The organism is Streptococcus ovis DSM 16829, from assembly GCF_000380125.1.
Lineage (GTDB): Bacteria > Bacillota > Bacilli > Lactobacillales > Streptococcaceae > Streptococcus > Streptococcus ovis.
In genome coordinates this window covers 102,044-126,996 of record NZ_KB904581.1, presented here as the reverse complement: position 1 = coordinate 126,996, position 24,953 = coordinate 102,044, and the positions used below count along the sequence as shown (strand labels likewise).

The window sequence follows — 24,953 nt, the reverse complement described above, 5'->3', positions numbered from 1 at the left end:
ACGCAACGTTGAAATAACATGATTTCAAGAGAAAGACAAATTGATTAACTTTCAATTTGTCTTTTTTCTTGTCATACCAAACGTTTTTGAAGCGATGATGAAAAGCTAGTAGAAGTTCCAGCCGAATGTATGGTATAATAGTTCCATGATTTCAGGAATTATCAATTTGAAAAAAGAGGCTGGGATGACCAGTCATGATGCGGTTTTTAAGCTTCGTAAAATGTTGCACGAGAAAAAAATTGGACACGGTGGGACACTGGATCCTGATGTGACAGGGGTGCTTCCGATTGCCTTAGGAAAAGCGACTCGCCTCATCGAGTATATGCAGGAAGAAGGAAAAGTTTATGAAGGTGAGATTATCCTCGGTTTTTCAACGACGACCGAAGATGCTTCAGGAGATTTAGTTGAGACAACGCCTGTGCGTGAAGTGACAGAAAGTGAGGTTGACCAGGCTATGTCTAGCTTTGTTGGAGACATTACCCAAATTCCTCCTATGTACTCTGCTGTCAAGGTCAATGGGCGCAAGCTCTATGAGTATGCGCGTGCTGGAGAAGTAATAGAGCGACCAGAACGCCAAGTCACTATTTATAGTTTTGAACGGGCCAGTCCCATCCTTTTGGAAAATGGCTGCGCGCGATTTGATTTTCGTGTCAAGTGCAGTAAGGGAACCTATGTGCGCACTTTGTCTGTGGACCTAGGCGAAAAGTTAGGCTACGCTAGTCATATGTCGCGCTTAGAACGAACAGCATCAGCTGGAATGAGACTGGAAGATGCCTTGACGCTAGCTGAAATTGCAGACAAAGTCGAAAATGATGATTGGAGTTTCCTTCGTCCGATTGAAGAGGGAATTGGTGATTTGCCAATGGTAGAACTTACAGAGGAGCAAGTAGCAGAAGTACGCTTTGGACGCTTTTTTCCTCTGGCTAACGAGACTGAAATAGTAGCAGGATTTCATAATGGAAATTTAGTGGCTATCTTGGAGCGTCGTGATCATCTTTACAAGCCCCGCAAAGTCTTTATGTGATAGCAGATTTTACCATATCGCTTTCTTGCTATATCCTTATGAAAGAGCTATAATGAATTGTTATGGAAATTGTTACACTAAAAGATAAAAATAATATACAAGCAACGAATGGGACAGTTCTCGTTTTAGGCTATTTTGATGGAATTCATTTAGGGCATAAGGCCTTGTTTGACAGAGCTCGTAAGATTGCTGATCAGAAGGGATTGACAGTCTCTGTCTTGACTTTTCCAGAATCACCACGTCTAGCTTTTGCACGGTTTACACCAGATTTATTGCTTCAATTGACGAGCCCGGAAAAACGTTTTTCACTGATGGAGGCTTATGGTGTTGATAGGCTTTATTTAACAGATTTCACAAGCCAATTTGCATCACAGAGTCCAGAAGAATTTATTGCCAATTATGTCACGGCTTTAAATGCACGTATTTTGGTGACTGGATTTGATTATCATTTTGGAAATCGTCGTGCAGATGTAAATGACTTGAAGGAGCTCTTTAACGGAAAGGTTGAAGTAATTGAAGAAGTTCAGTTAGATGGTGAGAAGATTTCATCGACACGTATTCGAAAAGCCATTCAAGAAGGAAATGTAGCAGAAGCTAACCATCTTTTAGGATATACCTTTACCACAGAGGGAATTGTCGTTCATGGAGACGCACGTGGACGTGTCATTGGATATCCGACTGCGAATCTTGCTCCGTTTGAACGAGTTCACTTACCGAGTGATGGTGTCTATGTGGCAGAAGTTGAAGTGGATGGGCAACGTTACCGCTCTATGGCCAGTGTTGGAAAAAATGTCACTTTTGATGGGACTGAAATGCGGATAGAGGCCCATATTTTCGGTTTTAATCAGGAAATTTATGGTCAAAAAATCACTATTTTTTGGCTAGAGAAAATCCGAGGAATGGTTAAATTTGATGGTATGGAGTCTCTTCTGAACCAAATGAAAGAGGACGAAAAGACCGCCATAAATTGGAATGAAAAGAAAGACTGACCTTGTTAGTCTTTTTTTGAGGCTTGTTTTATGCGATACTGTAAAAAATATTAGAAAGTTTTAAATATGCAATACCAAGAGGCATTAGATTGGATACACAGTCAAGTAAAATTTGGAGAAAAAACCGGACTGGAGCGGGTAAAATGGCTCCTAAATGAATTGGAGAATCCCCATGAAAATGTCAAGGGAATTCACGTTGTAGGGAGCAATGGCAAAGGATCTACAGTTCATTATTTGCAACAAATTTATACTAGTTCAGGTTACCAAGTTGGAACCTTTACGTCCCCTTTTATTATGGATTTTCGGGAGCGAATTAGCGTTAACGGCGCTATGATTTCAAAAGAAGATTTATTGGCTTTGGTGGAACGAGTGCGACCAATTGCTGAAAGACTTCCTTTAGAAACGCCTTGGAAACCTGCTGCAGAGTTTGAAATCATTACGGTCATGATGTTTCTTTATTTTGGTGAAGTTCATCCAGTTGATATTGCAATCATCGAAGCGGGGATTGGCGGTCTATATGATTCGACCAGTGTTTTTCGACCACTAGCGCTTATTTGCCCTTCTATTGGTCTTGATCATCAAGGGATTTTGGGAAATACCTAAGCTGAGATTGCAGAGCAAAAAGTAGGTGCACTAAAGACAGGGGTTCCGTTAATTTATGCAACAGATAGAAAAGAGGTTCGGAGTGTCTTTCAGCAGAAAGCGAAAGAACTGACTGCGCCTACTTATGAACTAGGGAGCGAGTTTTGGTTTACAGAAGAGGAAACAACGTTTTCGGTTTCCATCGGTCAGTTATACTGTTTAGAGAAATTATCTCTCTCAATGCCTGGATATCATCAGAAAGCCAATGCTAGTCTTGCTGTTATGACTGTCATGCTGCTTCAGAAAGATTTTCCAACTTGCAATACTCAAACAATTCGGAAAGGATTGCAAAACAGCAAGTGGATTGGGAGAACGGAATGGATTCGACCGCGATTGATGATTGATGGCGCACATAATCAGGAGAGCGTCTCGGCTTTGGCGACTATTTTACGAGAAAACTATGCAGACAAGAAGATTCATATACTATTTGCAGCTATTGCTGGGAAGCCAGTGAATACCATGTTGGAAACGTTAGACCAATTTGATAGCTTGACTGTAACGACATTTTCTTATCCTAATAGTTTAAAATTAGAAGCATATCCAGATCAGTATGCGAGGGTTGCTTCGTGGCAGGAGTGGCTACATCAGATTGATAATGAGTCATCAGATGTTATATGGATTCTGACAGGCTCTCTCTATTTTATATCTGAAGTTCGTCAACAACTTTTAGGATAAGTCGGGTTTAGATTGCGATTTCTTCTTGTCATGAGGCCCAGTCTAGTGTATAATATTAATGAGAAAAAAATGTAGAAAGGTATGCTTATGATTACGCTATTTTTATCACCGAGCTGCACAAGCTGTCGAAAGGCACGAGCCTGGTTGTCCAATCATCAGGTACCTTTTACGGAGCATAATATCATGACGAGTCCTTTGACGGCTGATGAGTTAAAAGCGATTTTGACTCTAACTGAAAATGGGACTGATGACTTGATTTCAACACGCTCCAAAGTATTTCAAAAGTTAAATGTTGATGTGGATGATTTATCTATTTCCGAGCTGATTCAACTAATTGAAACCTATCCAAGCTTATTACGTCGCCCAATTATTTTGGACAATAAGCGAATGCAGATTGGATTTAATGAGGATGAAATTCGTGCATTTTTGCCACGCAATTATCGAAAACAAGAACTAAAGAGCGCTACATTGAGAGCAGAGATAGGGTAGAGAGAAAAACGATATGGACAAACAGTATTCATATCCACTTGATTTTTCATGGAGCACAGAGGAGATTTCCTCCGTGCTTTCTTTTTTAAATCAGGTGGAAAAAGCCTACGAAGGTGGTGTTGAGGCAAGCATGCTTCTAGATCGTTATCATCGATTTAAGCAAGTTGTCAAAAGTAAGGGAGAGGAACGGCAAATTGACCGTGAATTTGAGGCGGCTTCTGGTTACTCAACTTATCGTGCAGTGAAGTTAGCGCAGGAAAAGCAAAAGGGGGTTATTCGTCTTGGAAACTAAGTACTTATTTGCCCAAAAAATCGTCAGAGAAGCAGGGGAATTTTTACGGGACCATTTGCATGATTCTTTGGAAATTCAAGTCAAATCACATTTTACGGATTTAGTGACGCAAATGGATCGGCAGGTGGAAGAAGATGTGAGTCAACAAATTTTAGAAGCTTACCCGCATGATGCTATTTTAGGAGAAGAGAAACATAATTCAGTCTCTATTGACGAGGGAAATGTATGGGTGATTGATCCGATTGATGGGACTAGTAACTTTATTGCCCAACAGGAAGATTTTGCCATTTTACTGGCTTATTATGAAAATGGAATTGGCCAGTTTGGGATTATTTATGATGTCATTAAAGATGAAATGATTCATGGTGGCGGAATGTTTCCTGTATTATTGAATGAATCAGCATTACCTGAGTTTAAAGATAGGAGTTTGCAATCTTCTTTGATTGGTTTAAACGCGGGTCTGTATGCTCAGAATGTTCATGGCCTGGCCAAGCTAGCGAACCATGCCTTGGGAACACGTTCATACGGAAGTGCTGGAATTGGCTTTGCGCGTGTGCTGAAGGGACAATTATTGCTCCATGCTTCCTATTTGTATCCTTGGGACTATGCGGCAGCTAGCATTCTTGGAGAGAGACTAGGATATTGTTTGAGAAACCTAGATGGACAACCACCAACATTTTCAGGACGAGAAATGGTATTGTTTTTCCCGATAGTGAAAGAAAAAGAAATTGAGGCATTGTTAGATTGATGCAGTTACCAGACGGATTTAGAGAAAAATATAGACAATTACTTGGCAAAGAAGCAGAGGCTTTCTTTGCTAGTTTTGATGAAGAGGCTATTTCAGCATTTCGAACAAATCCCTTGAAAGAAGGGCAGCAGGCATTCTCTCAAGCGATTGAAGGAATGCCCTGGTCACATTATGGAAAAGTTTCAGGTAAGTCGCCAGAACATGTCACGGGCCTCGTGTATTCACAGGAACCAGCTGCACAAGTAGTGGGGCAAGTGGCAAGTCCTGAGCCAGGGATGAAAGTGCTTGATCTTGCGGCTGCACCTGGTGGAAAGTCGACTCATTTGCTGTCATACTTGATGAATACTGGAATTTTGGTGAGTAATGAAATCTCCCCAAAACGTTCGAAAATATTAGCAGAAAATATTGAGCGTTTTGGTGCACGAAATGTTGTTGTAACAAATGAATCTGCCGACCGACTGGCTAAGGTTTTTCCAGGCTATTTTGATATGATTGTATTGGACGCTCCCTGTTCAGGTGAAGGAATGTTTCGAAAAGATCCGGCAGCAATGCAATACTGGCATGCAGATTATCCAGTTGAGTGTGCCCGTCTTCAAAAGGAAATTTTAGAATCAACGCTACATATGCTAAAACCCGAGGGGATTTTAGTCTATTCAACTTGCACATGGGCACCTGAAGAAAATGAAGAAATTGTGTCGTGGCTAATGGAAAACTATGACTTAGAACTTCTTCCTGTTGAGAAAATGAATGGAATGATGGAAGGAATCGGCTATCCTGAAACAGCTCGCATGTATCCACATCATTTTAAAGGAGAAGGGCAATTTGTTGCAAAATTCCGCTATCATGGAGAACAAGTAACTAAGAAAATCAAATATGGGAAATCGAATCTGAGTCGAGAGCAAGTTCAGCTTTGGACCTCTTTTGCTAAAGATTGTTTACTTGTAGATTTAGAAGGAGTCTTGCAAGTATTTGGAGATCAATTGTATCTATTACCGCAAGGTTTACCAGATTTATCGAAGGTTCGTATTGCTCGAAATGGCTTACACTTGGGAACTTTTAAAAAGAAACGGTTCGAACCAAGTTATGCTTTGGGATTGGCATTGACAAGTGAAGAAGTAGCTCGTCGAGTACAGATATCTGAAGAAGAGTTTGTTCGTTATGTTTCAGGGCAAACATTGTCAGTCTCCAATGATTTGCCAAACGGTTGGTATCAAGTGGCGATTCAAGGAAATGGATTAGGCTTTGCGAAAATTGTCTCTGGGACTCTGAAAAATTCCTTCCCAAAAGGCCTTCGGTTTTAGTGACTATTATAGAAGAAATAGTTTGCAAGATCATTTGTTATGTGATATATTGGAATTGGTGATTTTTGTAAATTTTTTGCAAATACTCTGTAAAGAAATACACCGAAAATACACCATTCAAAAATGAAAAGGAAAACGAAAATGAAGAAAAAGCATAAGCTTGGCATTGCAGCTGCATTGTTGATGGCAAGTGTTAGTCTTTCTGCTTGCTCATCATGGATTGAACGCGGTGAATCCATTACAGCAGTAGGATCAACAGCGCTGCAACCTCTAGTTGAAGCAGCGGCAGATGAATTTGGATCCAACAATCTTGGAAAATCTGTCAATGTCCAAGGTGGTGGGTCAGGTACAGGTCTTTCTCAAGTTCAGTCAGGAGCGGTTCAAATTGGCAATAGTGATGTGTTTGCTGAGGAGAAAGAAGGAATTGACGCTTCTGTCTTGGTAGACCATCAAGTTGCTGTCGCGGGATTAGCGGTTATAAAGAATAAAAAAGTAACCGTTGATAATTTGACGACGGAAGAGTTACGTAAACTTTTCACTGGTGAGATTACAAACTGGAAAGAACTGGGTGGAGCTGATTTGCCTGTTACCATCATTAACCGTGCTGCTTCATCTGGTTCACGTACAACCTTTGACTCTGTTATTATGGATGGCAAAGACGCCAAGCAAAGTCAGGAACAAGATTCGAACGGTATGGTCAAATCCATTGTTGCACAAACACCAGGTGCTATTTCATATCTTGCCTTTGCGTATGTGGATGATTCTGTAGGCATGATGAAATTAAATGGTTTTGAAGCCAATACTGCAAATGTTGCAACGAATGATTGGCCAATTTGGGCTTATGAGCATATGTATACCAAGGGAGCACCTACTGAATTGACTGAGGAATTTCTTGATTATATGATGACTGATGAAGTGCAAGAAGGAATCGTTGAAAGCATGGGTTACATCTCCATTAATGCGATGCAGGTCGTTAAGTCTGCTGATGGAACCGTAACAGAGAAGGAGTGAAACCATGAAAAATGAAGAATTGGCGAAGAAACTCTTATCGCCATCAAAAAATTCTCGTTTAGAGAAATTTGGTAAGGTCATTACTTTCTTATGCTTGGCCTTGATTGTCTTTATTGTGGCAATGATTTTGATTTTTGTGGCTCAAAAAGGTTTGTCCACCTTCTTCTCTGATGGAGTAAATATTTTTACTTTCTTATTTGATGGTAAGTGGAATCCAAGCCAGAAAGAATTTGGTGCTTTGCCAATGATTATGGGATCCTTTATTGTAACCATTTTGTCAGCCTTGATAGCAACTCCATTTGCCATTGGTGCAGCAGTCTTCATGACTGAAATTTCACCTAAATATGGTTCGAAGGTTTTGCAACCAGCAGTTGAGTTGCTAGTCGGTATTCCATCCGTTGTATATGGATTTATTGGTTTACAAGTGGTGGTGCCATTCGTCCGCTCCATTTTTGGTGGGACTGGATTTGGGATTTTGTCAGGGGTGTTCGTTCTCTTTGTTATGATTTTGCCTACTGTAACCTTTATGACAACAGATACATTGCGTGCCGTGCCTCGTCATTATCGTGAGGCTAGTCTTGCGATGGGGGCTACTCGCTGGCAAACCATTTGGCGTGTAACACTTAATGCAGCACGTCCTGGTATCTTTACGGCTGTTATTTTCGGGATGGCCCGTGCCTTTGGTGAAGCCCTTGCCATTCAAATGGTAATCGGGAACTCAGCAGTAGTTCCTACGTCCCTAACAACTCCAGCGGCAACGTTGACATCTGTTCTTACAATGGGAATTGGGAATACCGTCATGGGCACTGTTCAAAATAACGTGTTGTGGTCGCTAGCCCTTGTATTGTTATTGATGAGTTTGGCTTTCAATATGTTAGTGAAATTTATTACGAGAGAGAGAAAGAGAAATTATGAACGCTAAAAAAATGGATAAATTGGCGACAGGTCTTCTTTATACCATTGCTGGTATTATCGTAACCATCTTGGCGTCATTAATTTTGTATATCTTAGTACGAGGAGTTCCTCATATTAGTTGGTCATTTTTGACAGGAAAATCTTCTTCTTACCAAGCAGGTGGAGGAATTGGGATTCAGCTCTACAATTCCTTCTTCTTGTTAGTTGTCACACTATTAATTTCAGTTCCATTGTCAATGGGTGCTGGGATTTATTTGTCTGAGTATGCGAAAAAAGGTCCATTGACAAACTTTATTCGGACCTGTATTGAGATCCTATCTTCTCTCCCATCGGTAGTAGTTGGTTTGTTTGGCTACTTGATTTTCGTGGTTCAATTCCAATATGGTTTCTCTATCATTTCTGGAGCCTTGGCTCTTACCGTTTTCAACTTGCCTCAGATGACACGGACGATTGAAGATAGCCTACGTACAGTACATCACACACAACGTGAAGCAGGACTTGCGCTTGGCATTTCACGCTGGGAAACAGTTTTACATGTTGTTGTACCAGAAGCACTTCCAGGGATTGTCACTGGTATTGTCTTGGCATCTGGTCGTATCTTTGGTGAAGCAGCTGCCCTTATCTATACTGCTGGTCAATCTGCTCCGGCTATGGACTGGAGTAACTGGAATCCACTTAGTGTAACCAGCCCTATTTCTCCATTCCGTCAAGCTGAGACCCTAGCCGTACATATTTGGAAAGTAAATAGTGAAGGTACAATTCCTGATGGTACATTAGTGTCCGCAGGTTCTGCAGCCGTATTGTTGATTTTTATTTTAATTTTTAACCTTGCGGCGCGTCGTTTAGGTAAATTCCTACATTCAAAATTGACATCAGCGGCTTAAAGAAGGAGAAACTATGTCTGAATATAATTGGAATGAACGCCATATCATTACCTTCCCTGAAGAAAAACAAATTCTTTCCACGAAAGATCTCCATGTATATTATGCGGGGAAAGAAGCAATCAAGGGAATTGATATGCAGTTCGAAAAAAATAAGATTACGGCCCTTATCGGTCCGTCGGGATGTGGGAAGTCAACATTTTTACGTAGTCTAAACCGCATGAATGACACGATTGATATTGCGAAGGTAACTGGTCAAATTGACTATCAAGGGATTGATGTTAATGCACCAGAAATCAACGTGTACGAAATGCGCAAACATATTGGAATGGTCTTTCAACGTCCAAATCCATTTGCCAAATCAATCTATAAGAACATCACTTTTGCTCACGAGCGTGCTGGTGTACGTGATAAAAAAGTCTTGGACGAAATTGTAGAAACCTCCTTGAAACAAGCAGCTCTTTGGGATCAAGTAAAAGATAATCTACATAAATCAGCCTTTACCTTGTCTGGTGGGCAACAACAAAAATTGTGTATTGCTCGTGCAATCTCAGTAAAACCAGATATTCTTTTGATGGATGAACCAGCTTCAAACTTAGACCCAATTGCAACCATGCAATTAGAAGAAACCATGTTTGATTTAAAAGAAAATTACTCAATTATTATTGTCACTCACAACATGCAACAAGCGGCTCGTGCCAGTGATTACACAGCGTTCTTTTATTTAGGAGATTTGATTGAGTACGATGAAACCAAGAAAATCTTCCAAAATGCTACCCTCAAGTCTACAAATGACTATGTAACGGGTCACTTTGGATAGGAGGAAATGATGACAGAACCTATTTTACAAGTTCGCGATTTATCAGTGTATTACGAAAAGAAGAAAGCACTGAATAGTGTATCAATGGACTTTCATGAAAATGAAATTACAGCGCTTATTGGCCCATCAGGTTCGGGTAAATCAACACTCCTTCGAGCGATTAATCGTATGGGCGACTTGAATCCAGAATGGTCTTTGACAGGATCTATCAGCTACAATGGGCATAATATTTATAGCCCCCGTACGGATACGGTAGAACTTCGGAAAGAAATTGGGATGGTCTTTCAACAACCCAATCCATTCCCAATGTCTATCTATGAAAATGTCGTCTATGGTCTACGGTTAAAAGGCGTGAAAGATAAGACATTCTTAGATGAAGCAGTGGAGACATCGCTAAAAGGAGCTTCTATCTGGGATGAGGTCAAAGATCGTTTGCATGATTCTGCTTTGGGACTTTCAGGTGGACAACAACAGCGTGTCTGCATTGCGCGTGTTTTGGCCAACAGCCCTAAAATCATTTTGATGGATGAACCAACATCTGCTTTGGACCCGATTTCTGCTGGTAAGATTGAGGATACACTCTTCGAACTGAAAGAAAAATATACGATGCTAGTCGTTACTCGTTCGATGCAACAAGCATCTCGGATTTCTGATCGTACAGGTTTCTTCCTTGGAGGCGACTTGATTGAGTACAATCAAACGAAAGAAATGTTCTTGAGTCCAGCTAACAAAGAAACTGAAGATTACATCACTGGTAAGTTTGGTTAGTCCGAACAAGTGTTTTCACTAAAAAAATAAAGAGGAAAAATTATGTTACGCTCTCAATTTNAGGAAGAATTAGATAAATTGCACAACCAATTCTATGCAATGGGAAATGAAGTGTTGGGACAAATTAACAAAACAGTCCGTGCTTTCATTACACATGATCGTGAATTGGCAAAAGAAATCATTGAAGCGGATGCTAAAATCAATGAGTTTGAAGTGAAATTGGAACAAAAATCATTAGAAATGATTGCCCTCCAACAACCAGTTTCATCTGACCTGCGGACTGTTATCACTGTTTTAAAAGCAACTAGTGATTTAGAACGTATGGGTGACCATGCAGTTTCAATTGCTAAAGCAACCATTCGTATGAAGGGTGAAGTGCGCATCCTGCCTGTTGAAGAAGAAATCAACAAAATGGGTCGTGCAGTACGTAAATTAGTTGAATCCGTATTGGATTTGTACCTTAACAAAGGGGACAATGATCAAGCTTACGATATTGCTGCTCAAGATGAGATTGTCAACCAATTCTTTAACGATATTCGTGACCTAGCAACGGAAGAAATTAAGAAAAATCCAGATTCTATTGTTACAGGTCGTGACTACTTCCAAGTGATTTCCTATTTGGAACGTATCGGAGATTATGCAAAGAATATCTGTGAATGGGTTGTTTACTTGAACACAGGGAAAATTACTGAATTATAAAAATATTACGCTCAGTGAACTGGGCGTATTTTTTATAAAATCACTTTAAAAGTTTAGATTGAATTAAGAATGAAATGGTATACTTTTGTCAAAGAATGGTAGGGATAACAGTTGTCAAAAAACTACGGATACCAGTTGGTCCTTGTTTTGAAAGAGTTTATGAAAGACACTTGTCAGCAAATATTTGACTAAAAACAAATGATTATGATAAGATGTTGTCTCTTTCGTGTTATAATATAGAAAAGGAGAGGACAATGATTAAGATTTTACTAGTAGAAGACGATATTAGTCTATCAAATTCTGTATTTGATTTTTTAGATGATTTTGCTGATGTCATGCAGGTTTTTGATGGAGAAGAAGGCTTGTATGAAGCTGAGTCAGGTGTATATGACTTAATTCTTCTTGATCTAATGTTACCTGAAAAGGATGGCTTTCAAGTCTTGAAAGAATTACGAGAAAAAGGAGTCATGACCCCTGTGCTCATTATGACTGCTAAAGAAAGTTTAGATGATAAGGGGCATGGATTTGAATTGGGGGCAGACGACTATCTCACAAAACCATTTTATTTAGAGGAATTAAAAATGCGCATTCAAGCCTTGTTAAAACGGACTGGAAAGTACAATGAGAACCTGTTAACTTATGGAGACTTAGTTGTCAATTTAACGACGAATTCAACCTTAGTGAATGGTCAAAATGTTGAACTGTTAGGGAAGGAATTTGACCTACTTGTCTATTTTTTACAAAACCAAAATGTTATTTTGCCCAAAACACAAATTTTTGACCGTATATGGGGGTTTGATAGTGATACGACCATTTCAGTTGTTGAAGTTTATGTATCGAAAATTCGTAAAAAATTGAAAGGAACGACATTTGGAGAGAATCTACAAACCCTTCGTACTGTCGGTTATATTCTGAAGAATGCTGAATAAATTAAAACGGCTTTATCACACGGATAATTTTTCATATTTTATCCGTTATTTTGCAGTATTTACGCTGATTTTTGGATTGATGACGATGATTATCTTCCAATTGATGCGTTCAACCATTTATCATGCTTCTGATAAAAACTTTGAGGAATTTAAGGCACATCCAAATTTAATTGTTAAATTCGCGATTGCTCGTGGCATTTCTTCGGATGCTGAAGTCGTTTTAGAACCAAATTCAAATATATTCTCCGATGTGGAAGAGGAGGTTGATAAAGAAGAGTATGCTCCTTTCAAACCTTCTAGCAAATTACGTTTGAATACCAACTATCATGTTATTTTATATGATCGTCATGGTCGTATTGCAAATGAGCTAGATATGTTATCTGGTTTGTCAGAAGTTGACTTAGATACGAAACATTTAAATGAAGTCGTGGAAAAAACTGTTACGACTGCTTTTAATGAAGACGAAACCTATCGGATGATGACAGTTGATATTTCCAATGAAGAAACTATAACTAGTTTAAATTCAAGTATTCATTATGCAACGGTATTATTCAATACGACCCAGTTGAAAGAAGCCATCAAAAATTATGAAACGACGGTTATTTTAGTCATGACTAGTTTTTGGTTGATTTCAATCTTTGCAAGTGTTTATTTGTCAAAAGTTAGTGTGAAGCCTATCTTGGTCAGTTTTCAGAAACAAAAAGATTTTGTTGAGAATGCAAGCCATGAATTACGAACTCCGTTGGCAGTTTTGCAAAACAGACTTGAAAACCTGTTTCGTAAACCAACAGCAACCATCCTAGAGAGAAGTGAGGATATTGCTTCCAGTCTCGAGGAAGTTCGAAATATGCGGATTTTAACAACAAATTTGCTCAATCTAGCACGCCGTGATGATGGTTTGAAAACAGAGAATATCCCCATCGCGCCGACTTTTTTTGATAGTATACTTGAAAATTATGCCCTAATTGCTGAGGAAACCAATCGTCAGTTACAAATTAATCAGCAGATAAAGCAAACCATCTATACAGATAAAACTCTTTTAAAACAGCTGATGACTATCTTATATGATAATGCGATTAAATATACAAATGATGGTGGGCATATTCGACTAACTTTAGCTATTAAAGATCGGTGTTTCTTCTTTCAAGTAGCTGATGATGGAATTGGTATCAGCGATGAACACAAAAAGAAAATCTTTGATCGCTTTTACCGAGTAGATAAAGCTCGTACTCGGCAAAAAGGAGGTTTTGGATTAGGACTTTCACTTGCAAAGCAGATTAGTGATAGTCTAAAAGGAACCATTATCGTAAAAAACAATGAACCTACAGGCAGTATATTTGAAGTAAGAATTCCATTAAAATAACCACTGAGCAAAGCTTAGTGGTTTTCAATTTTTTCAGAAATTGGTCAATATCTTTTTGATTGCGTAACATTACAACCTTCTTTGAATAGTCTCTACAAATTGCTTTGTAGCGATTCCGTTGACGTTTTTGATGCCCGTCCTAAAGAATCCAACGGATGAATTCCCAATCTAACTTTTCGATACAACCATCTGCCATGCTACCTCGAGTCTGGTGTTTGAATTCTCGTGAGCGTTTCAAGGCACGCTAGAGAGAGTTGAGACGTGAAAAATTCATCCAAATCATCTGATCAGCAGCTTCTAAACGCTCTTGGTAGAAGGACTGACTGTAGTTTCCGTCTATAACCCGGTCTTTGTTTTGCTCTAAAAATTGATACAGGTCTTGGTCGAAATCAGCCTGCGAGCGCATCCGCCAATTTGGAAGAAATTGTAGTTGGTCTAAATGTAGTTTTGGAATGTGATAGTGGGCGGATAATCTTTTGGCCAGTGTGGATTTTCCGCTACCAGAATATCCAATAATCATGATTCTCATAATAGACTCCTTCTGGGGTAAAAGAAAAACCACCTTACGGCGGCCATCTTTATTAAGCAAGTTTAGCTGCAAGACGTGCTTTGTCGCGGCTTGCTTTATTTTTATGAATCAAACCTTTTGTTTCTGCTTTATCGATAGCTGAGCTTGCAGCGCGGAAAAGTTCTTCAGAAGGATTTGCTTCAAATGCTTTAATAGCAGTACGCATTGCTGATTTTTGAGCTGAATTTTTTTCGTTTTGTTTTACGTTTAATTCAGCGCGTTTGATAGCTGATTTAATGTTTGCCAATGGTTTCACCTCCACCCATTCTATACTAACTATACTATTATATCTGAAAACAAGACTTTTGACAAGAGAAATCTATTTTTTTAGATAAATTTTATCAATTTCATGGTTATGGCCTTTGTGCAAAATAATATCTGCCCGATTACGTGTTGGTTCGATATATTTTTCAAGATTGGCCAAGTTAATATTCTTCCATGTGTCTTGAGCAATAGCAAGGACTTCATTATAAGGCATTTTTGTAAAGCGGTGGTAGTAGTTGCTTGGATCTTGTTCGGCCAATTTGAGAAGGGTTTGGAATCGTTCAAGATACCAAGTTTCGATATTGTCAACATCTGCATCTACATAAATTGCTAAATCAAAGTAATCACTGACATAAAGCCGTTGGTTCTGCGGGTTTTGGAAGACATTTATACCTTCAACAATGAGAAAGTCAGCTGGTTGAATGACTTGTTTTTGATTAGGAACAATATCATAGACTTCATGTGAATAGACAGGAATTTGGTACTCTTCTCCATTTTTGATACTATCTAAAAAGTCTAGAAGTAATTCCATATCATAAGATTCTGGAAATCCTTTTCGGTCTAAGATGCCGTGCTCTTCCAAGACGTTATTTGGATATAGAAAACCATCTGTTGTTACCATTTCGACTGTAGCCCATTTAAAACGGCGCGATAATAGAATTTGCAATAGACGACTAGTCGTTGATTTCCCAACAGCAACACTCCCTGAGATACCAATAATAAATGGAGAACTTAGATTTTTTTCTTGTAAGAAAATGCTTTTTGAGAAGGCTAAATCTTCGCTAGCTTTCTTATAGATAGTAATCAGATTGACAAGAGGAAGGTAGATATCTAGTACCTCTTTTAAACTGATTTTATCATTCAAACTTTTAATGGAATTTAGTTCCTCTTGAGTGAGTGGCACAGTAGTATCGCGATGTAGTCGTTGCCAAGTACGACGGCTGATTTTTTCAAAATTGCTTAATTCATTTTTCATGGCTATATTGTAGCATGATTTTCTGTTTTTGAGAAGAAAAGGATTCGCATTCTTTGAAAAATCGTCAGAGAAAAAAAGGAAATGTAGAAAAGCCTTGAAAACGTTTTTCTGAAATGATATAATAAATTTATGACAGATATGTACTACGAAGAAAATCCAACAGCTGCACATGATATTCATGAGCTGAAGGTAACATTATTAGGGACTCCAATGCGCTTTTTAACAGATGCAGGGGTCTTTAGCAAGAAGATGGTGGACTACGGGAGTCAAGTCCTCTTAAATACACTAGACCTGGAATCAGATAAAACATTGTTGGATGTGGGCTGTGGATACGGTCCACTTGGTTTGACTTTGGGAAAGGTTTTAGGTATCAAACCGACTTTGATTGATATTAATCGACGTGCACTGGATTTAGCTGAAAAAAATGCTAAGATGAATCAGGTTGAAGCGGTTATCTATCAGTCAAATATTTATGAAAAAGTTGAAGGAAACTTTGACTATATCATATCGAATCCCCCTATTCGTGCTGGAAAAGCAGTAGTACATGAAATTATCGAAGGTGCATTTCCACATTTGGTAGAGCAAGGACGATTTACAATCGTCATTCAAAAGAAACAAGGGGCCCCAAGTGCGAAAGCCAAAATGGAAGCAGTTTTTGGTAATTGTCAAATACTGAAGAAGGACAAGGGTTATTACATCCTTGAGAGCGTGAAAGAATGAGAGCAGTAGATGTCATTCAGAAAAAAAGGGACGGCCAAGAGTTAACAACCGCTGAGATTGAGTGGCTCATTAATGGTTATGTAGCAGGAACAGTTCCTGATTATCAGATGTCAGCCTTTGCTATGGCAATTTATTTCAAAGGTATGACAACGCGCGAGATTTCTGATTTGACCATGGCAATGGTGGCAACAGGTGAACAGATTGACTTATCTGCAATTGCTGGTGTAAAGGTCGATAAACATTCCACTGGTGGAGTTGGAGACAAAGTGACCTTGATTTTGGCTCCGTTAGTAGCTAGTTTTGGAATTCCGGTTGCTAAGATGAGTGGTCGCGGCCTTGGACATACTGGTGGTACACTAGATAAGCTAGAGTCCATTAAGGGATATCATATCGAAGTAGAGCAGGAACAATTTATCCAGCAAGTTCAAGATATTGGAGTGGCTGTTATCGGGCAGTCTGATAAATTGGTAAAAGCAGATAAACTTCTTTATGCACTGCGCGATGTGACAGCTACGGTAGATACCATTCCTCTAATTGCAAGTTCAGTGATGTCTAAGAAAATTGCAGCTGGAGCGGATGCTATTTTGTTGGACGTGACGGTTGGCGAAGGTGCCTTCATGAAAACTGTAGAAGAAGCTAGAGAATTAGCTACTACTATGGTTGAGCTTGGGAAAGCTGTTGGCCGTAAAACAGTTGCGGTTTTAACAGATATGTCTCAGCCGGTTGGTACGAGTATTGGAAATCGTCTTGAGATTTTGGAAGCATTGGATATTTTGCAGGGCAAGGGGCGTGAGGATGTCACGCATTTTATCTGTGAGCTAGCACAAATTATGCTCGGTTTAGCAAACGTTGAAAAAACGATTGATGAAGTGAGAAGTCATTTGGAAAACGGACAAGCGCTTAAAAAATTCGAAGAGATGGTTCAAGCGCAGGGGGGCGATTTAGAAGATTTATATCGCTCAGTTCAAGTAGCCTATGAAGTTCCAGTACCTGCTGAGCAAGCAGGCTATATTTCTGCGCTTCCTGCTATGGAGTTCGGCTTATTTGCTATGAAATTAGGGGCTGGTCGTGCTGTGAAAACAGATGAATTGGATTATGAAACCGGAATTGTCTTCCATAAAAAAGTTGGCGAAGCTGTTCAAGTCGGTGAAACAGTAGCCACAATTTATAGTAATGAAAAAATTTCGGAAAATATGCTTACAGATTTTCAAAAAAATGTTAAAATAGAAGAAGTTGTGACAAAGACGAAAGAAATCATCGAAATTGTCTCATAACGTACGGAGAAGAAAAATGAAATTAAACAAATTTATTGACCATACCTTGTTAAAACCAGAAGCAACAGAAGAGCAAATCATGAAGATTATCGCTGAAGCGAAAGAATATGATTTTGCAAGTGTCTGTGTGAATCCAACTTGGGTTTCACTTGCTGCAAAAGAATTAAAGGGTACAGATGTGAAAGTTTGTACAGTAATTGGTTTTCCTTTGGGAGCAAATACACCAGCTGTAAAAGCTTTTGAAACAAAAGATGCGATTGCTAATGGTGCTGATGAAGTAGATATGGTCATCAATATCGGTCAATTAAAGGCTGGTAATGATCAGGCGGTAGAGGATGATATTCGTGCTGTTGTTGAAGCAGCTAATGGTACACTTACGAAAGTGATCATTGAAACATGTCTTTTGACGGATGATGAAAAGGTGCGAGCTTGTCAAGCAGCTGTTCGAGCGGGCGCAGATTTTGTCAAGACTTCAACTGGATTTTCAACAGGTGGCGCAAATGTGCATGATGTAGCCTTGATGCGTCAAACAGTTGGACCAGAAATTGGAGTGAAAGCTTCAGGTGGTGCACGTTCTACAGAAGATGCAATTGCATTTGTGGAAGCAGGTGCGACTCGTATCGGTGCTTCAGCAGGTGTTTCTATCATGAAGGGGCAAAAAGCAGAGTCAGATTACTGATAGATGTGAGGGTGAGGTTCCATTATGCTCCACTTTGCAAAAAAATCACCCACTGATTTATTATAGAACAATTGTCATTGCTCTGTTGCTTGCACTTATCTTCAGACTTCCTATTGGAATTATTTATGGAATCGTCTCTGTTTTGCTTGGACTGTCTATGATATTGTTCTTTTCAAAGGTGATTCAAAATTCTTTGAAAAGTGAATCAAAAACGAATTTTAGTCCATACACTGTACTTGGATTTCTAGTAATAGGTGGTGTATTCTTTGCATTCTTAGGTTTCATGTCTATATTTGCCTATCTTAAATGAGGTCATTCAATGTCAAAAGATTTAATTCAAACTGCTATAGATGCTAGTAAGCTTGCTTACGTTCCCTATTCTCATTTTCCAATTGGAGCAGCACTTGTTGCCAAAGATGGACGTGTGTTTACAGGCTGTAACATTGAAAATGCGGCTTATCCGTTAACCAATTGTGGAGAACGTACAGCTATCTTTAAAGCCATTTCTGAAGGTGTGACAGAGTTTAAAGAATTGGTGGTTTACGGTGAAACCGAAAAGCCAATTTCTCCATGCGGCGCTTGTCGTCAGGTAATGGCAGAATTTTTTAATCAGGATTTATCAGTAACATTAGTTGCTAAAGATCGATCGACAGTCGTGATGACAGTCGGGGAATTACTTCCATATTCTTTCACAGATTTGAAATAATCTGTAAAGCAGTCATCAGACTGTAACTGTTTAAATAGGCAACTTAGTTGCCAAAAGATTTTTATAGGAGGGTTCATTCAGATGAACAAAAAACTTGTAGGTCTCGGCCTTGCAACTGTCGCTACTCTTGGTCTTGCTGCTTGTGGCAGCCGTACTGCTAACAAATCTGATTCTGATTCTAAAGATTCAGCAGCTGTAAAACCAGCAATTGTTACAGATATCGGTGGTGTAGATGACCGTTCATTTAACCAATCAGCTTGGGAAGGTTTGCAAGCTTGGGGTAAAGAAAACGGCATGGAAAAAGATAAAGGTTTTACATACTTCCAATCAGCAAGTGAACAAGATTATGTAACAAACCTTGATGCAGCGGTATCTGGTGGTTACAACCTTGTATTTGGTATTGGTTTTGCCTTAGAAACTGCCATTGCAGATGTTGCTCCAAATAACCCTGACACACACTATGTTATCGTTGACTCAGTTGTTCCAGACTTAGATAACGTTGTTAGCGTTGGCTTTGCTGACCATGAAGCATCTTACCTTGCAGGTGTTGCAGCTGCGAAATCTACTAAAACGAAACATGTTGGTTTCATCGGTGGTATGGAAGGTGTTGTAATCGACCGCTTTGAAGCAGGTTTTGTTGCAGGTGTTAAATCTGTTGATGAATCAATCAAAATCACTATCGATTACGCAGGTTCATTCGGTGATGCCGCGAAAGGTCAAACTATCGCTTCAGCACAATATGCATCAGGCGCTGACATTATCTTCCACGCATCTGGTGGTACTGGTAATGGTGTCTTTGCCGCTGCGAAAGCTGAAAATGAAACTCGTAATGAAGCAGATAAAGTTTGGGTAATCGGTGTTGACCGTGACCAATCTGCTGAAGGTGAATACACTTCTAAAGATGGTAAAAAATCTAACTTCGTATTGGCGTCTACTTTGAAAGAAGTAGGTAACTCTGTAAAAGAAATTTCAAACAATGCTGCGAAAGGTGACTTCCCTGGTGGTGAAGTTGTACGCTTCTCATTGAAAGATAAAGGTGTAGAATTGGCTGAAACTAACCTTTCAGAGGATGCAGCTAAAGCTGTAGCTGATGCTAAACAAGCCATAGTTGATGGTAAAGTAGAAGTTCCAGAAAAACCTTAATTTACAGACAATAGGCGCTGCCTATAATGCAACTAGATAGGGGCTGGGCAATGCTCCCAGCTTCTATTTTTATGAAAATGTTACTGGATTTTCATCATCTGAGATAATTTTATCTCAGTAAAGCCTATCCATTGAGATAGGTTTTGCTGAAAAAAAATTATAAGACGAAAGGGAAGAATGATATGACAACGGATAATGTCATTGAAATGCGTGAAATTACCAAAATTTTTGGTGAGTTTGTTGCGAATGACCATATTAATTTGAATGTGCGTCGTGGCGAAATTCATGCACTTCTTGGAGAAAATGGAGCTGGAAAGTCAACCTTGATGAATATGTTGGCTGGCTTGTTAGAGCCGACTTCTGGTGAAATTGCGATCAACGGTGAGGTGGTGAAAATTGATTCACCTTCCAAGGCTGCTCACTTGGGAATTGGGATGGTCCATCAGCATTTTATGCTTGTGGATGCCTTTACTGTTGCTGAAAATATTATTTTAGGAAGCGAAACAACAAAGAACGGTGTACTGAATATTAAGCAAGCCGTAAAAGAAATTAAAGAATTGTCAGAGCGCTATGGTCTGGAAGTTGATCCGACTGCAAAAGTTGCCGATATTACTGTTGGTGCTCAGCAACGGGTTGAAATCCTTAAAACCCTTTATCGTGGTGCTGATTTGCTTATTTTTGATGAGCCAACAGCCGTCTTAACTCCTGCAGAGATTGCAGAGCTTTTAAAAATTATGAAGACCTTGGTCAAGGAAGGCAAGTCTATCATCTTGATCACTCATAAACTAGATGAGATTCGAGCTGTTGCCGATTCCGTAACGGTAATTCGTCGTGGTAAATCCATTCAAACAGTTTCAGTTGCTGGTGCGACGAATGCTGATTTGGCTGAGTGGATGGTGGGGCGTTCTGTTTCCTTCAAAACGGAAAAAATTGCTCCAAATCCGAAAGAAGTGGTTCTTTCTATCAAAGATTTAGTGGTCAATGAAAATCGTGGTATTCCAGCCGTTAAAGGACTTTCTTTAGATGTCCGTGCCGGTGAAGTTGTCGGAATTGCTGGTATTGACGGAAATGGTCAGAGTGAATTGATTCAGGCTCTAACTGGTTTACGTAAGGTGAAATCTGGTGAAATCCTCATTAAAGGCGAAAATATTGTCGGTAAGACACCCCGTCAAATTACAGAGATGAAGGTAAGTCATGTGCCGGAAGACCGTCACAAGTACGGGATGATTTTGGATTTAACACTTGCGGAGAACTTTGCTCTTCAAACCTATTATAAAGAACCACTTTCAAAGAATGGTTTGTTGAATTATGGAAAAATCAATGAATATGCCCGCAACTTAATGGCCGAATTTGATGTTCGTGCAGCAAGTGAGGTAGTGGCTGGTCGCGCTATGTCTGGAGGAAATCAACAAAAAGCAGTTATTGCCCGTGAAATTGACCGTGATCCAGAACTTCTCATTATTAGCCAGCCAACTCGTGGTTTGGATGTTGGGGCGATTGAGTATATTCGTAAACGGATTATTGGTGAACGTGACAAAGGAAAGGCTGTCTTGGTTGTCAGCTTTGAATTGGATGAAATTTTAGATGTTTCAGACCGCATTGCTGTTATTCATGATGGTACAATTCATGGTATTGTGGACCCTGCTAAAACCAATAAGCAAGAACTTGGTTTCTTGATGGCAGGTGGAAAGCTAGAGAAGGGAGAATAATATGTTAAAAAATAAACAAGCCCTTTTGATTCCGATCCTAGCCGTCTTATCTGGTTTGCTTCTTGGAGCAATTATCATGCTAGTATTCGGCTATGATCCAATTTGGGGTTATGAAGAATTATTTTACTCAGCTTTTGGTACGGTCAAATCAATTGGTGAGATTTTCCGTGCAATGGCACCGCTCGTATTCACTGCTCTTGGATTTGCGGTAGCAAGCCGTGCCGGTTTCTTTAATGTTGGTCTTCCAGGACAAGCATTAGTTGGTTGGGTTTTTGCTGGATGGTTCGCCTTAGAAAATCCTGATATGTCCCGTCCATTGTTGATTTTCATGACAGTGCTGATTGCCATGTTAGCAGGTGGAATTGCTGGGGCAATCCCTGGTGTGCTTCGTGCTTATCTAGGCACTTCTGAAGTCATTGTGACAATTATGATGAACTACAGTTTACTATATATTTGTAACTATTTGATTCGTGATGTCTTTGCTGATTCTTTGATGAAAAATACAGATTCATCTATTAACGTTTCGGCCAATGCTTCATACCAAACAGAGTGGCTACGTGCATTAACAGACAATTCTCGGATGAATATTGGTATTTTCTTTGCGCTGATTGCAGTAGTAGTCATTTGGTTGCTTTTAACGAAAACCACTCTTGGTTTCGAAATCCGTTCAGTTGGTCTGAACCCATCAGCTTCTGATTATGCAGGTATGTCTGCTAAACGGACGATTATCCTTTCTATGGTTATTTCAGGTGCACTTGCTGGACTCGGGGGAGCTATTGAAGGATTAGGAACATTCCAAAATGTTTACATTCAAGGATCTAACCTCAGTATTGGTTTCAACGGTATGTCTGTCGCCCTTCTTGCTTCAAATGCACCTTTGGGAATTCCATTCGCTGCCTTCCTGTTTGGTGTCCTTTCAATTGGTGCACCAGGTATGGTTCGTGCAGGAATTCCGTCTGAGTTGATTAATGTTGTGACTGCATCTATTATCTTCTTTGTCGGTGTGAAATTCATTTTTGAACAATTAATCAAACCAAGAATGAAAACGAAAGGAGCAAAATCATGAGTTTAATGACAATTCTTGCTCTTCTGATTTCTCAGATGCTCATTTATTCCGCCCCATTGATTTTTACTAGTCTTGGCGGTGTATTTTCTGAAAGAGCTGGTATCGTTAACGTAGGTCTCGAAGGAATCATGGTCATTGGTGCCTTTGCAGGTGTAGTATTCAACCTTGAATTCGCTGATACACTTGGTAAAGCTACACCATTTATGGCTGTTTTAGTCGGAGGACTTGCCGGCCTAGCTTTCTCTATTATTCACGCAGCCGCAACCATAAACTTCCGTGCTGATCACGTTGTCTCTGGTACAGTATTGAATTTATTAGCCCCTGCTTTGGCGGTCTTTCTTGTGAAAGTGATTTATGGGAAAGGACAGACTGATAGTATTCGCCAATCATTTGGGAAGTTTTCCTTCCCAGTATTAGCAGATCTTCCTGTTATCGGTGATTTGTTCTTTAAAAATACGAGCTTGTTTGGCTACGTAGCAATTGTTACTACATTCCTCGCTTGGTTTGTTCTCTATAAGACAAAATTTGGTTTGCGCCTACGTTCTGTTGGTGAACACCCACAAGCAGCAGATACGTTGGGAATTAATGTTTACTTGATGCGCTATGCCGGTGTCCTAATTGCTGGATTCCTGGGTGGTGTTGGAGGTGCAGTAAGTGCTCAAACAGTAAATATCAACTTCTCAGCAACAACAATTGTTGGTTCTGGTTTCATCGCCTTAGCTGCTGTTATCTTCGGTAAATGGAATCCAATTGGTGCTATGGCAGCCTCATTATTCTTCGGATTATCACAAAGTTTGGCGGTTATCGGAAGCCAATTGCCAGGTTTGTCAAGTATTCCAACCGTTTACTTGCAAGTTGCCCCTTACGCATTGACAATTATCGCTCTTGCAGCCTTCTTTGGACAATCTGTTGCTCCAAAAGCAGATGGTGTGAACTATATTAAATCAAAATAAAGAGTTTAGGGCAATAATCCCTTGGCTCCAAAAAAAGCAACGGATTTGCCGTTGCTTTTTTTGCATGGTTGCGATAGTCTTGGTAAAATTAAATTGCCCAATAAACCATTTAGAAAGGCTACTTTTGCTCTTTATTAACTGCGATGGCGATGGCTGACTTAGAGGAACTATGGAGAGAAGGGGTGTGAGTAATGAGGAGGTCATGACGTCATCCGTAACTAAAGTATAAAGCTTATAAAAATGTAATCAAAAAACCTGTTTCGATACGAAATACGAAACAGGTTTAAGTCTACCTTATTGTTTTACAGAGGCAGCAATTTCTGGGTTTTTAAAAGCATCATCAATGATTTCTTTCAATTGTTTTGCAGAAGCTTGCATTTTTTGTAATTCAGCGTCATTCAATGGCAAGTTGACTGGACGAACGATACCATGTGCACCGATAATAGCAGGTTGTCCGATGAAGACATCTTCAACACCTTCGTATTGACCAGATTGGAATACAGAAAGAGGAAGAACGGCTTTTTCATCATCAAAGATAGCTTTAGTGATACGAGCAAGGGCAGCACCGATACCGTAGTATGTAGCACCTTTCTTGTTGATGATTGAGTAAGCAGCATCACGTACAGAGATAAACAAATCAACCAAACCTTGAGCGTCAACATCACGGTTATCTTGCAACCATTGTTCCAATTTCACACCAGCAACGTTTGCATGTGACCAAACGGCAAATTCTGAGTCACCGTGTTCACCCATGATATAAGCATGGACAGAACGTGCATCAATACCAATTTTTTCAGCCAATGCTTGACGGAAACGTGCAGTATCAAGAGAAGTGCCAGAACCGATAACGCGCTCTTTAGGGAAACCTGAGAATTTCCAAGTTGAGTAAGTCAAGATATCTACTGGGTTTGCAGCAACAAGGAAGATACCATTAAAGCCTGAAGCAACAATTTCAGTCACGATTTGTTGGTTGATACGGAGATTTTTTTCAACCAATTGAAGACGAGTTTCACCTGGTTTTTGTGGCAAACCTGCTGTCAAAACGACAAGGTCCGCATCGTGTGCATCAGAGTAGTCAGCAGAGTAGATTTTCTTTGGTGAAGTGAAGGCAAGGGCATGGCTCAAATCTTCAGCATCACCTTGTGTACGATCTTTGTTAATATCAACAATCCCTAATTCTTGACCAATTCCTTGGTTGACAAGAGCATAGGCGTAAGCTGAACCCACGGCACCATCACCGACGAGGATTACTTTTTTGTGTTGTTTAGTTGCAGTCATTTGCTAAACTTCTCCTTTATATTATTTGGAAACTAGTTCCAACCATTAGTATTCTAGCACTTTTTGGCTTC

25 protein-coding genes and 2 pseudogenes are annotated in these 24,953 nt (G+C 39.7%); 23 read left to right on the top strand and 4 right to left on the bottom strand.

Translation table 11 applies throughout. From position 1 onward, the window contains the following. Positions 1 to 145: 145 nt before the first annotated feature. From truB to A3I9_RS0109365, 15 genes and pseudogenes are all read left to right on the top strand, one after another. Positions 146 to 1,024: a tRNA pseudouridine(55) synthase TruB gene (gene truB / locus A3I9_RS0109435; protein WP_018378787.1), complete on the top strand. Its 879-nt coding sequence runs from the start codon at positions 146 to 148 to the stop codon at positions 1,022 to 1,024. 62 nt (positions 1,025 to 1,086) lie between these two features. Then, the gene (locus A3I9_RS0109430) at positions 1,087 to 2,013 is read left to right on the top strand and encodes a bifunctional riboflavin kinase/FAD synthetase (RefSeq protein ID WP_018378786.1); all 927 of its coding nucleotides are present in this window, start codon (positions 1,087 to 1,089) and stop codon (positions 2,011 to 2,013) included. A 66-nt stretch (positions 2,014 to 2,079) separates the two neighbouring features. Next, positions 2,080 to 3,330 (top strand): annotated as a pseudogene (locus A3I9_RS12770) (bifunctional folylpolyglutamate synthase/dihydrofolate synthase). A gap of 87 nt (positions 3,331 to 3,417) precedes the next feature. Beyond that, on the top strand, positions 3,418 to 3,819 hold the full coding sequence (spxA, locus tag A3I9_RS0109420) for a transcriptional regulator SpxA (protein WP_026217424.1): 402 nt from the start codon (positions 3,418 to 3,420) through the stop codon (positions 3,817 to 3,819). A 13-nt stretch (positions 3,820 to 3,832) separates the two neighbouring features. Then, positions 3,833 to 4,111, top strand: coding sequence for a UPF0223 family protein (locus tag A3I9_RS0109415; protein WP_026217423.1), 279 nt, complete (start codon positions 3,833 to 3,835; stop codon positions 4,109 to 4,111). Beyond that, positions 4,101 to 4,859, top strand: coding sequence for an inositol monophosphatase family protein (locus tag A3I9_RS0109410; protein ID WP_018378781.1), 759 nt, complete (start codon positions 4,101 to 4,103; stop codon positions 4,857 to 4,859). Before A3I9_RS0109415 ends, A3I9_RS0109410 begins: the two co-directional genes overlap by 11 nt. Beyond that, positions 4,859 to 6,160 carry an RsmF rRNA methyltransferase first C-terminal domain-containing protein gene (locus A3I9_RS0109405; protein WP_018378780.1) on the top strand — a complete coding sequence of 434 codons (1,302 nt, stop codon included), beginning with the start codon at positions 4,859 to 4,861 and terminating at the stop codon, positions 6,158 to 6,160. The genes A3I9_RS0109410 and A3I9_RS0109405 overlap by 1 nt, the downstream gene beginning before the upstream one ends. Positions 6,161 to 6,301: 141 nt before the next feature. Next, the gene (locus A3I9_RS0109400; RefSeq protein WP_018378779.1) at positions 6,302 to 7,171 is read left to right on the top strand and encodes a phosphate ABC transporter substrate-binding protein PstS family protein; all 870 of its coding nucleotides are present in this window, start codon (positions 6,302 to 6,304) and stop codon (positions 7,169 to 7,171) included. Between the two features lie 4 nt (positions 7,172 to 7,175). Beyond that, positions 7,176 to 8,093: a phosphate ABC transporter permease subunit PstC gene (gene pstC, locus A3I9_RS0109395; protein WP_018378778.1), complete on the top strand. Its 918-nt coding sequence runs from the start codon at positions 7,176 to 7,178 to the stop codon at positions 8,091 to 8,093. Then, entirely contained in the window at positions 8,083 to 8,970 is an 888-nt protein-coding gene (gene pstA, locus A3I9_RS0109390) for a phosphate ABC transporter permease PstA (protein ID WP_018378777.1), read from the top strand. The genes pstC and pstA overlap by 11 nt, the downstream gene beginning before the upstream one ends. A gap of 13 nt (positions 8,971 to 8,983) precedes the next feature. Next, positions 8,984 to 9,787, top strand: coding sequence for a phosphate ABC transporter ATP-binding protein PstB (gene pstB, locus A3I9_RS0109385; RefSeq protein WP_018378776.1), 804 nt, complete (start codon positions 8,984 to 8,986; stop codon positions 9,785 to 9,787). Positions 9,788 to 9,796: 9 nt separating this feature from the next. Beyond that, entirely contained in the window at positions 9,797 to 10,555 is a 759-nt protein-coding gene (gene pstB, locus A3I9_RS0109380; protein WP_018378775.1) for a phosphate ABC transporter ATP-binding protein PstB, read from the top strand. A gap of 42 nt (positions 10,556 to 10,597) precedes the next feature. Continuing rightward, the gene (gene phoU, locus A3I9_RS0109375; protein ID WP_018378774.1) at positions 10,598 to 11,254 is read left to right on the top strand and encodes a phosphate signaling complex protein PhoU; all 657 of its coding nucleotides are present in this window, start codon (positions 10,598 to 10,600) and stop codon (positions 11,252 to 11,254) included. A 254-nt stretch (positions 11,255 to 11,508) separates the two neighbouring features. Then, positions 11,509 to 12,183, top strand: coding sequence for a response regulator transcription factor (locus tag A3I9_RS0109370; protein ID WP_018378773.1), 675 nt, complete (start codon positions 11,509 to 11,511; stop codon positions 12,181 to 12,183). Further along, positions 12,173 to 13,546 carry a sensor histidine kinase gene (locus A3I9_RS0109365; RefSeq protein ID WP_018378772.1) on the top strand — a complete coding sequence of 458 codons (1,374 nt, stop codon included), beginning with the start codon at positions 12,173 to 12,175 and terminating at the stop codon, positions 13,544 to 13,546. The genes A3I9_RS0109370 and A3I9_RS0109365 overlap by 11 nt, the downstream gene beginning before the upstream one ends. Here A3I9_RS0109365 and A3I9_RS12765 read toward each other — a convergent pair. The 3 genes and pseudogenes from A3I9_RS12765 to coaA all read right to left on the bottom strand — a co-directional run bounded on the left by A3I9_RS12765 (position 13,506) and on the right by coaA (position 15,354). Then, positions 13,506 to 14,075, bottom strand: a pseudogene (locus tag A3I9_RS12765) (DNA topology modulation protein). The gene A3I9_RS0109365 and the pseudogene A3I9_RS12765 sit on opposite strands and share 41 nt — an antisense overlap. A 52-nt stretch (positions 14,076 to 14,127) precedes the next feature. Then, complete coding sequence (gene rpsT, locus A3I9_RS0109355; RefSeq protein WP_083903973.1) at positions 14,128 to 14,376, bottom strand: 30S ribosomal protein S20; 249 nt, start codon at positions 14,374 to 14,376, stop codon at positions 14,128 to 14,130. Positions 14,377 to 14,433: 57 nt separating this feature from the next. After that, positions 14,434 to 15,354, bottom strand: coding sequence for a type I pantothenate kinase (gene coaA / locus A3I9_RS0109350; protein WP_018378769.1), 921 nt, complete (start codon positions 15,352 to 15,354; stop codon positions 14,434 to 14,436). Between the two features lie 129 nt (positions 15,355 to 15,483). Between coaA and A3I9_RS0109345 the strand changes: the two genes are divergently transcribed. The 8 genes from A3I9_RS0109345 to A3I9_RS0109305 all read left to right on the top strand — a co-directional run bounded on the left by A3I9_RS0109345 (position 15,484) and on the right by A3I9_RS0109305 (position 23,604). Next, positions 15,484 to 16,074 carry a class I SAM-dependent methyltransferase gene (locus A3I9_RS0109345; RefSeq protein WP_018378768.1) on the top strand — a complete coding sequence of 197 codons (591 nt, stop codon included), beginning with the start codon at positions 15,484 to 15,486 and terminating at the stop codon, positions 16,072 to 16,074. After that, complete coding sequence (locus A3I9_RS0109340; RefSeq protein ID WP_018378767.1) at positions 16,071 to 17,348, top strand: pyrimidine-nucleoside phosphorylase; 1,278 nt, start codon at positions 16,071 to 16,073, stop codon at positions 17,346 to 17,348. Before A3I9_RS0109345 ends, A3I9_RS0109340 begins: the two co-directional genes overlap by 4 nt. A gap of 16 nt (positions 17,349 to 17,364) precedes the next feature. Beyond that, positions 17,365 to 18,027 (top strand): deoxyribose-phosphate aldolase, encoded by a 663-nt coding sequence (deoC, locus tag A3I9_RS0109335; RefSeq protein ID WP_018378766.1) that lies wholly within the window; start codon positions 17,365 to 17,367, stop codon positions 18,025 to 18,027. A gap of 319 nt (positions 18,028 to 18,346) precedes the next feature. Beyond that, a complete protein-coding gene (locus A3I9_RS0109325) occupies positions 18,347 to 18,733 on the top strand; it encodes a cytidine deaminase (protein WP_018378765.1) in 387 nt (128 codons plus the stop codon). 81 nt (positions 18,734 to 18,814) lie between these two features. After that, positions 18,815 to 19,876 carry a BMP family lipoprotein gene (locus A3I9_RS0109320; RefSeq protein ID WP_018378764.1) on the top strand — a complete coding sequence of 354 codons (1,062 nt, stop codon included), beginning with the start codon at positions 18,815 to 18,817 and terminating at the stop codon, positions 19,874 to 19,876. A gap of 182 nt (positions 19,877 to 20,058) precedes the next feature. Next, positions 20,059 to 21,585 (top strand): ABC transporter ATP-binding protein, encoded by a 1,527-nt coding sequence (locus tag A3I9_RS0109315; RefSeq protein ID WP_026217421.1) that lies wholly within the window; start codon positions 20,059 to 20,061, stop codon positions 21,583 to 21,585. Between the two features lies 1 nt (position 21,586). Then, the gene (locus A3I9_RS0109310; RefSeq protein ID WP_018378762.1) at positions 21,587 to 22,651 is read left to right on the top strand and encodes an ABC transporter permease; all 1,065 of its coding nucleotides are present in this window, start codon (positions 21,587 to 21,589) and stop codon (positions 22,649 to 22,651) included. After that, positions 22,648 to 23,604, top strand: a complete 957-nt coding sequence (locus A3I9_RS0109305) for an ABC transporter permease (RefSeq protein ID WP_018378761.1) — start codon at positions 22,648 to 22,650, stop codon at positions 23,602 to 23,604. Before A3I9_RS0109310 ends, A3I9_RS0109305 begins: the two co-directional genes overlap by 4 nt. A 294-nt stretch (positions 23,605 to 23,898) precedes the next feature. Here the strand turns inward: A3I9_RS0109305 and A3I9_RS0109300 are convergent, their stop codons facing one another. Beyond that, entirely contained in the window at positions 23,899 to 24,882 is a 984-nt protein-coding gene (locus A3I9_RS0109300; protein WP_018378760.1) for an L-lactate dehydrogenase, read from the bottom strand. Positions 24,883 to 24,953: the final 71 nt, after the last annotated feature.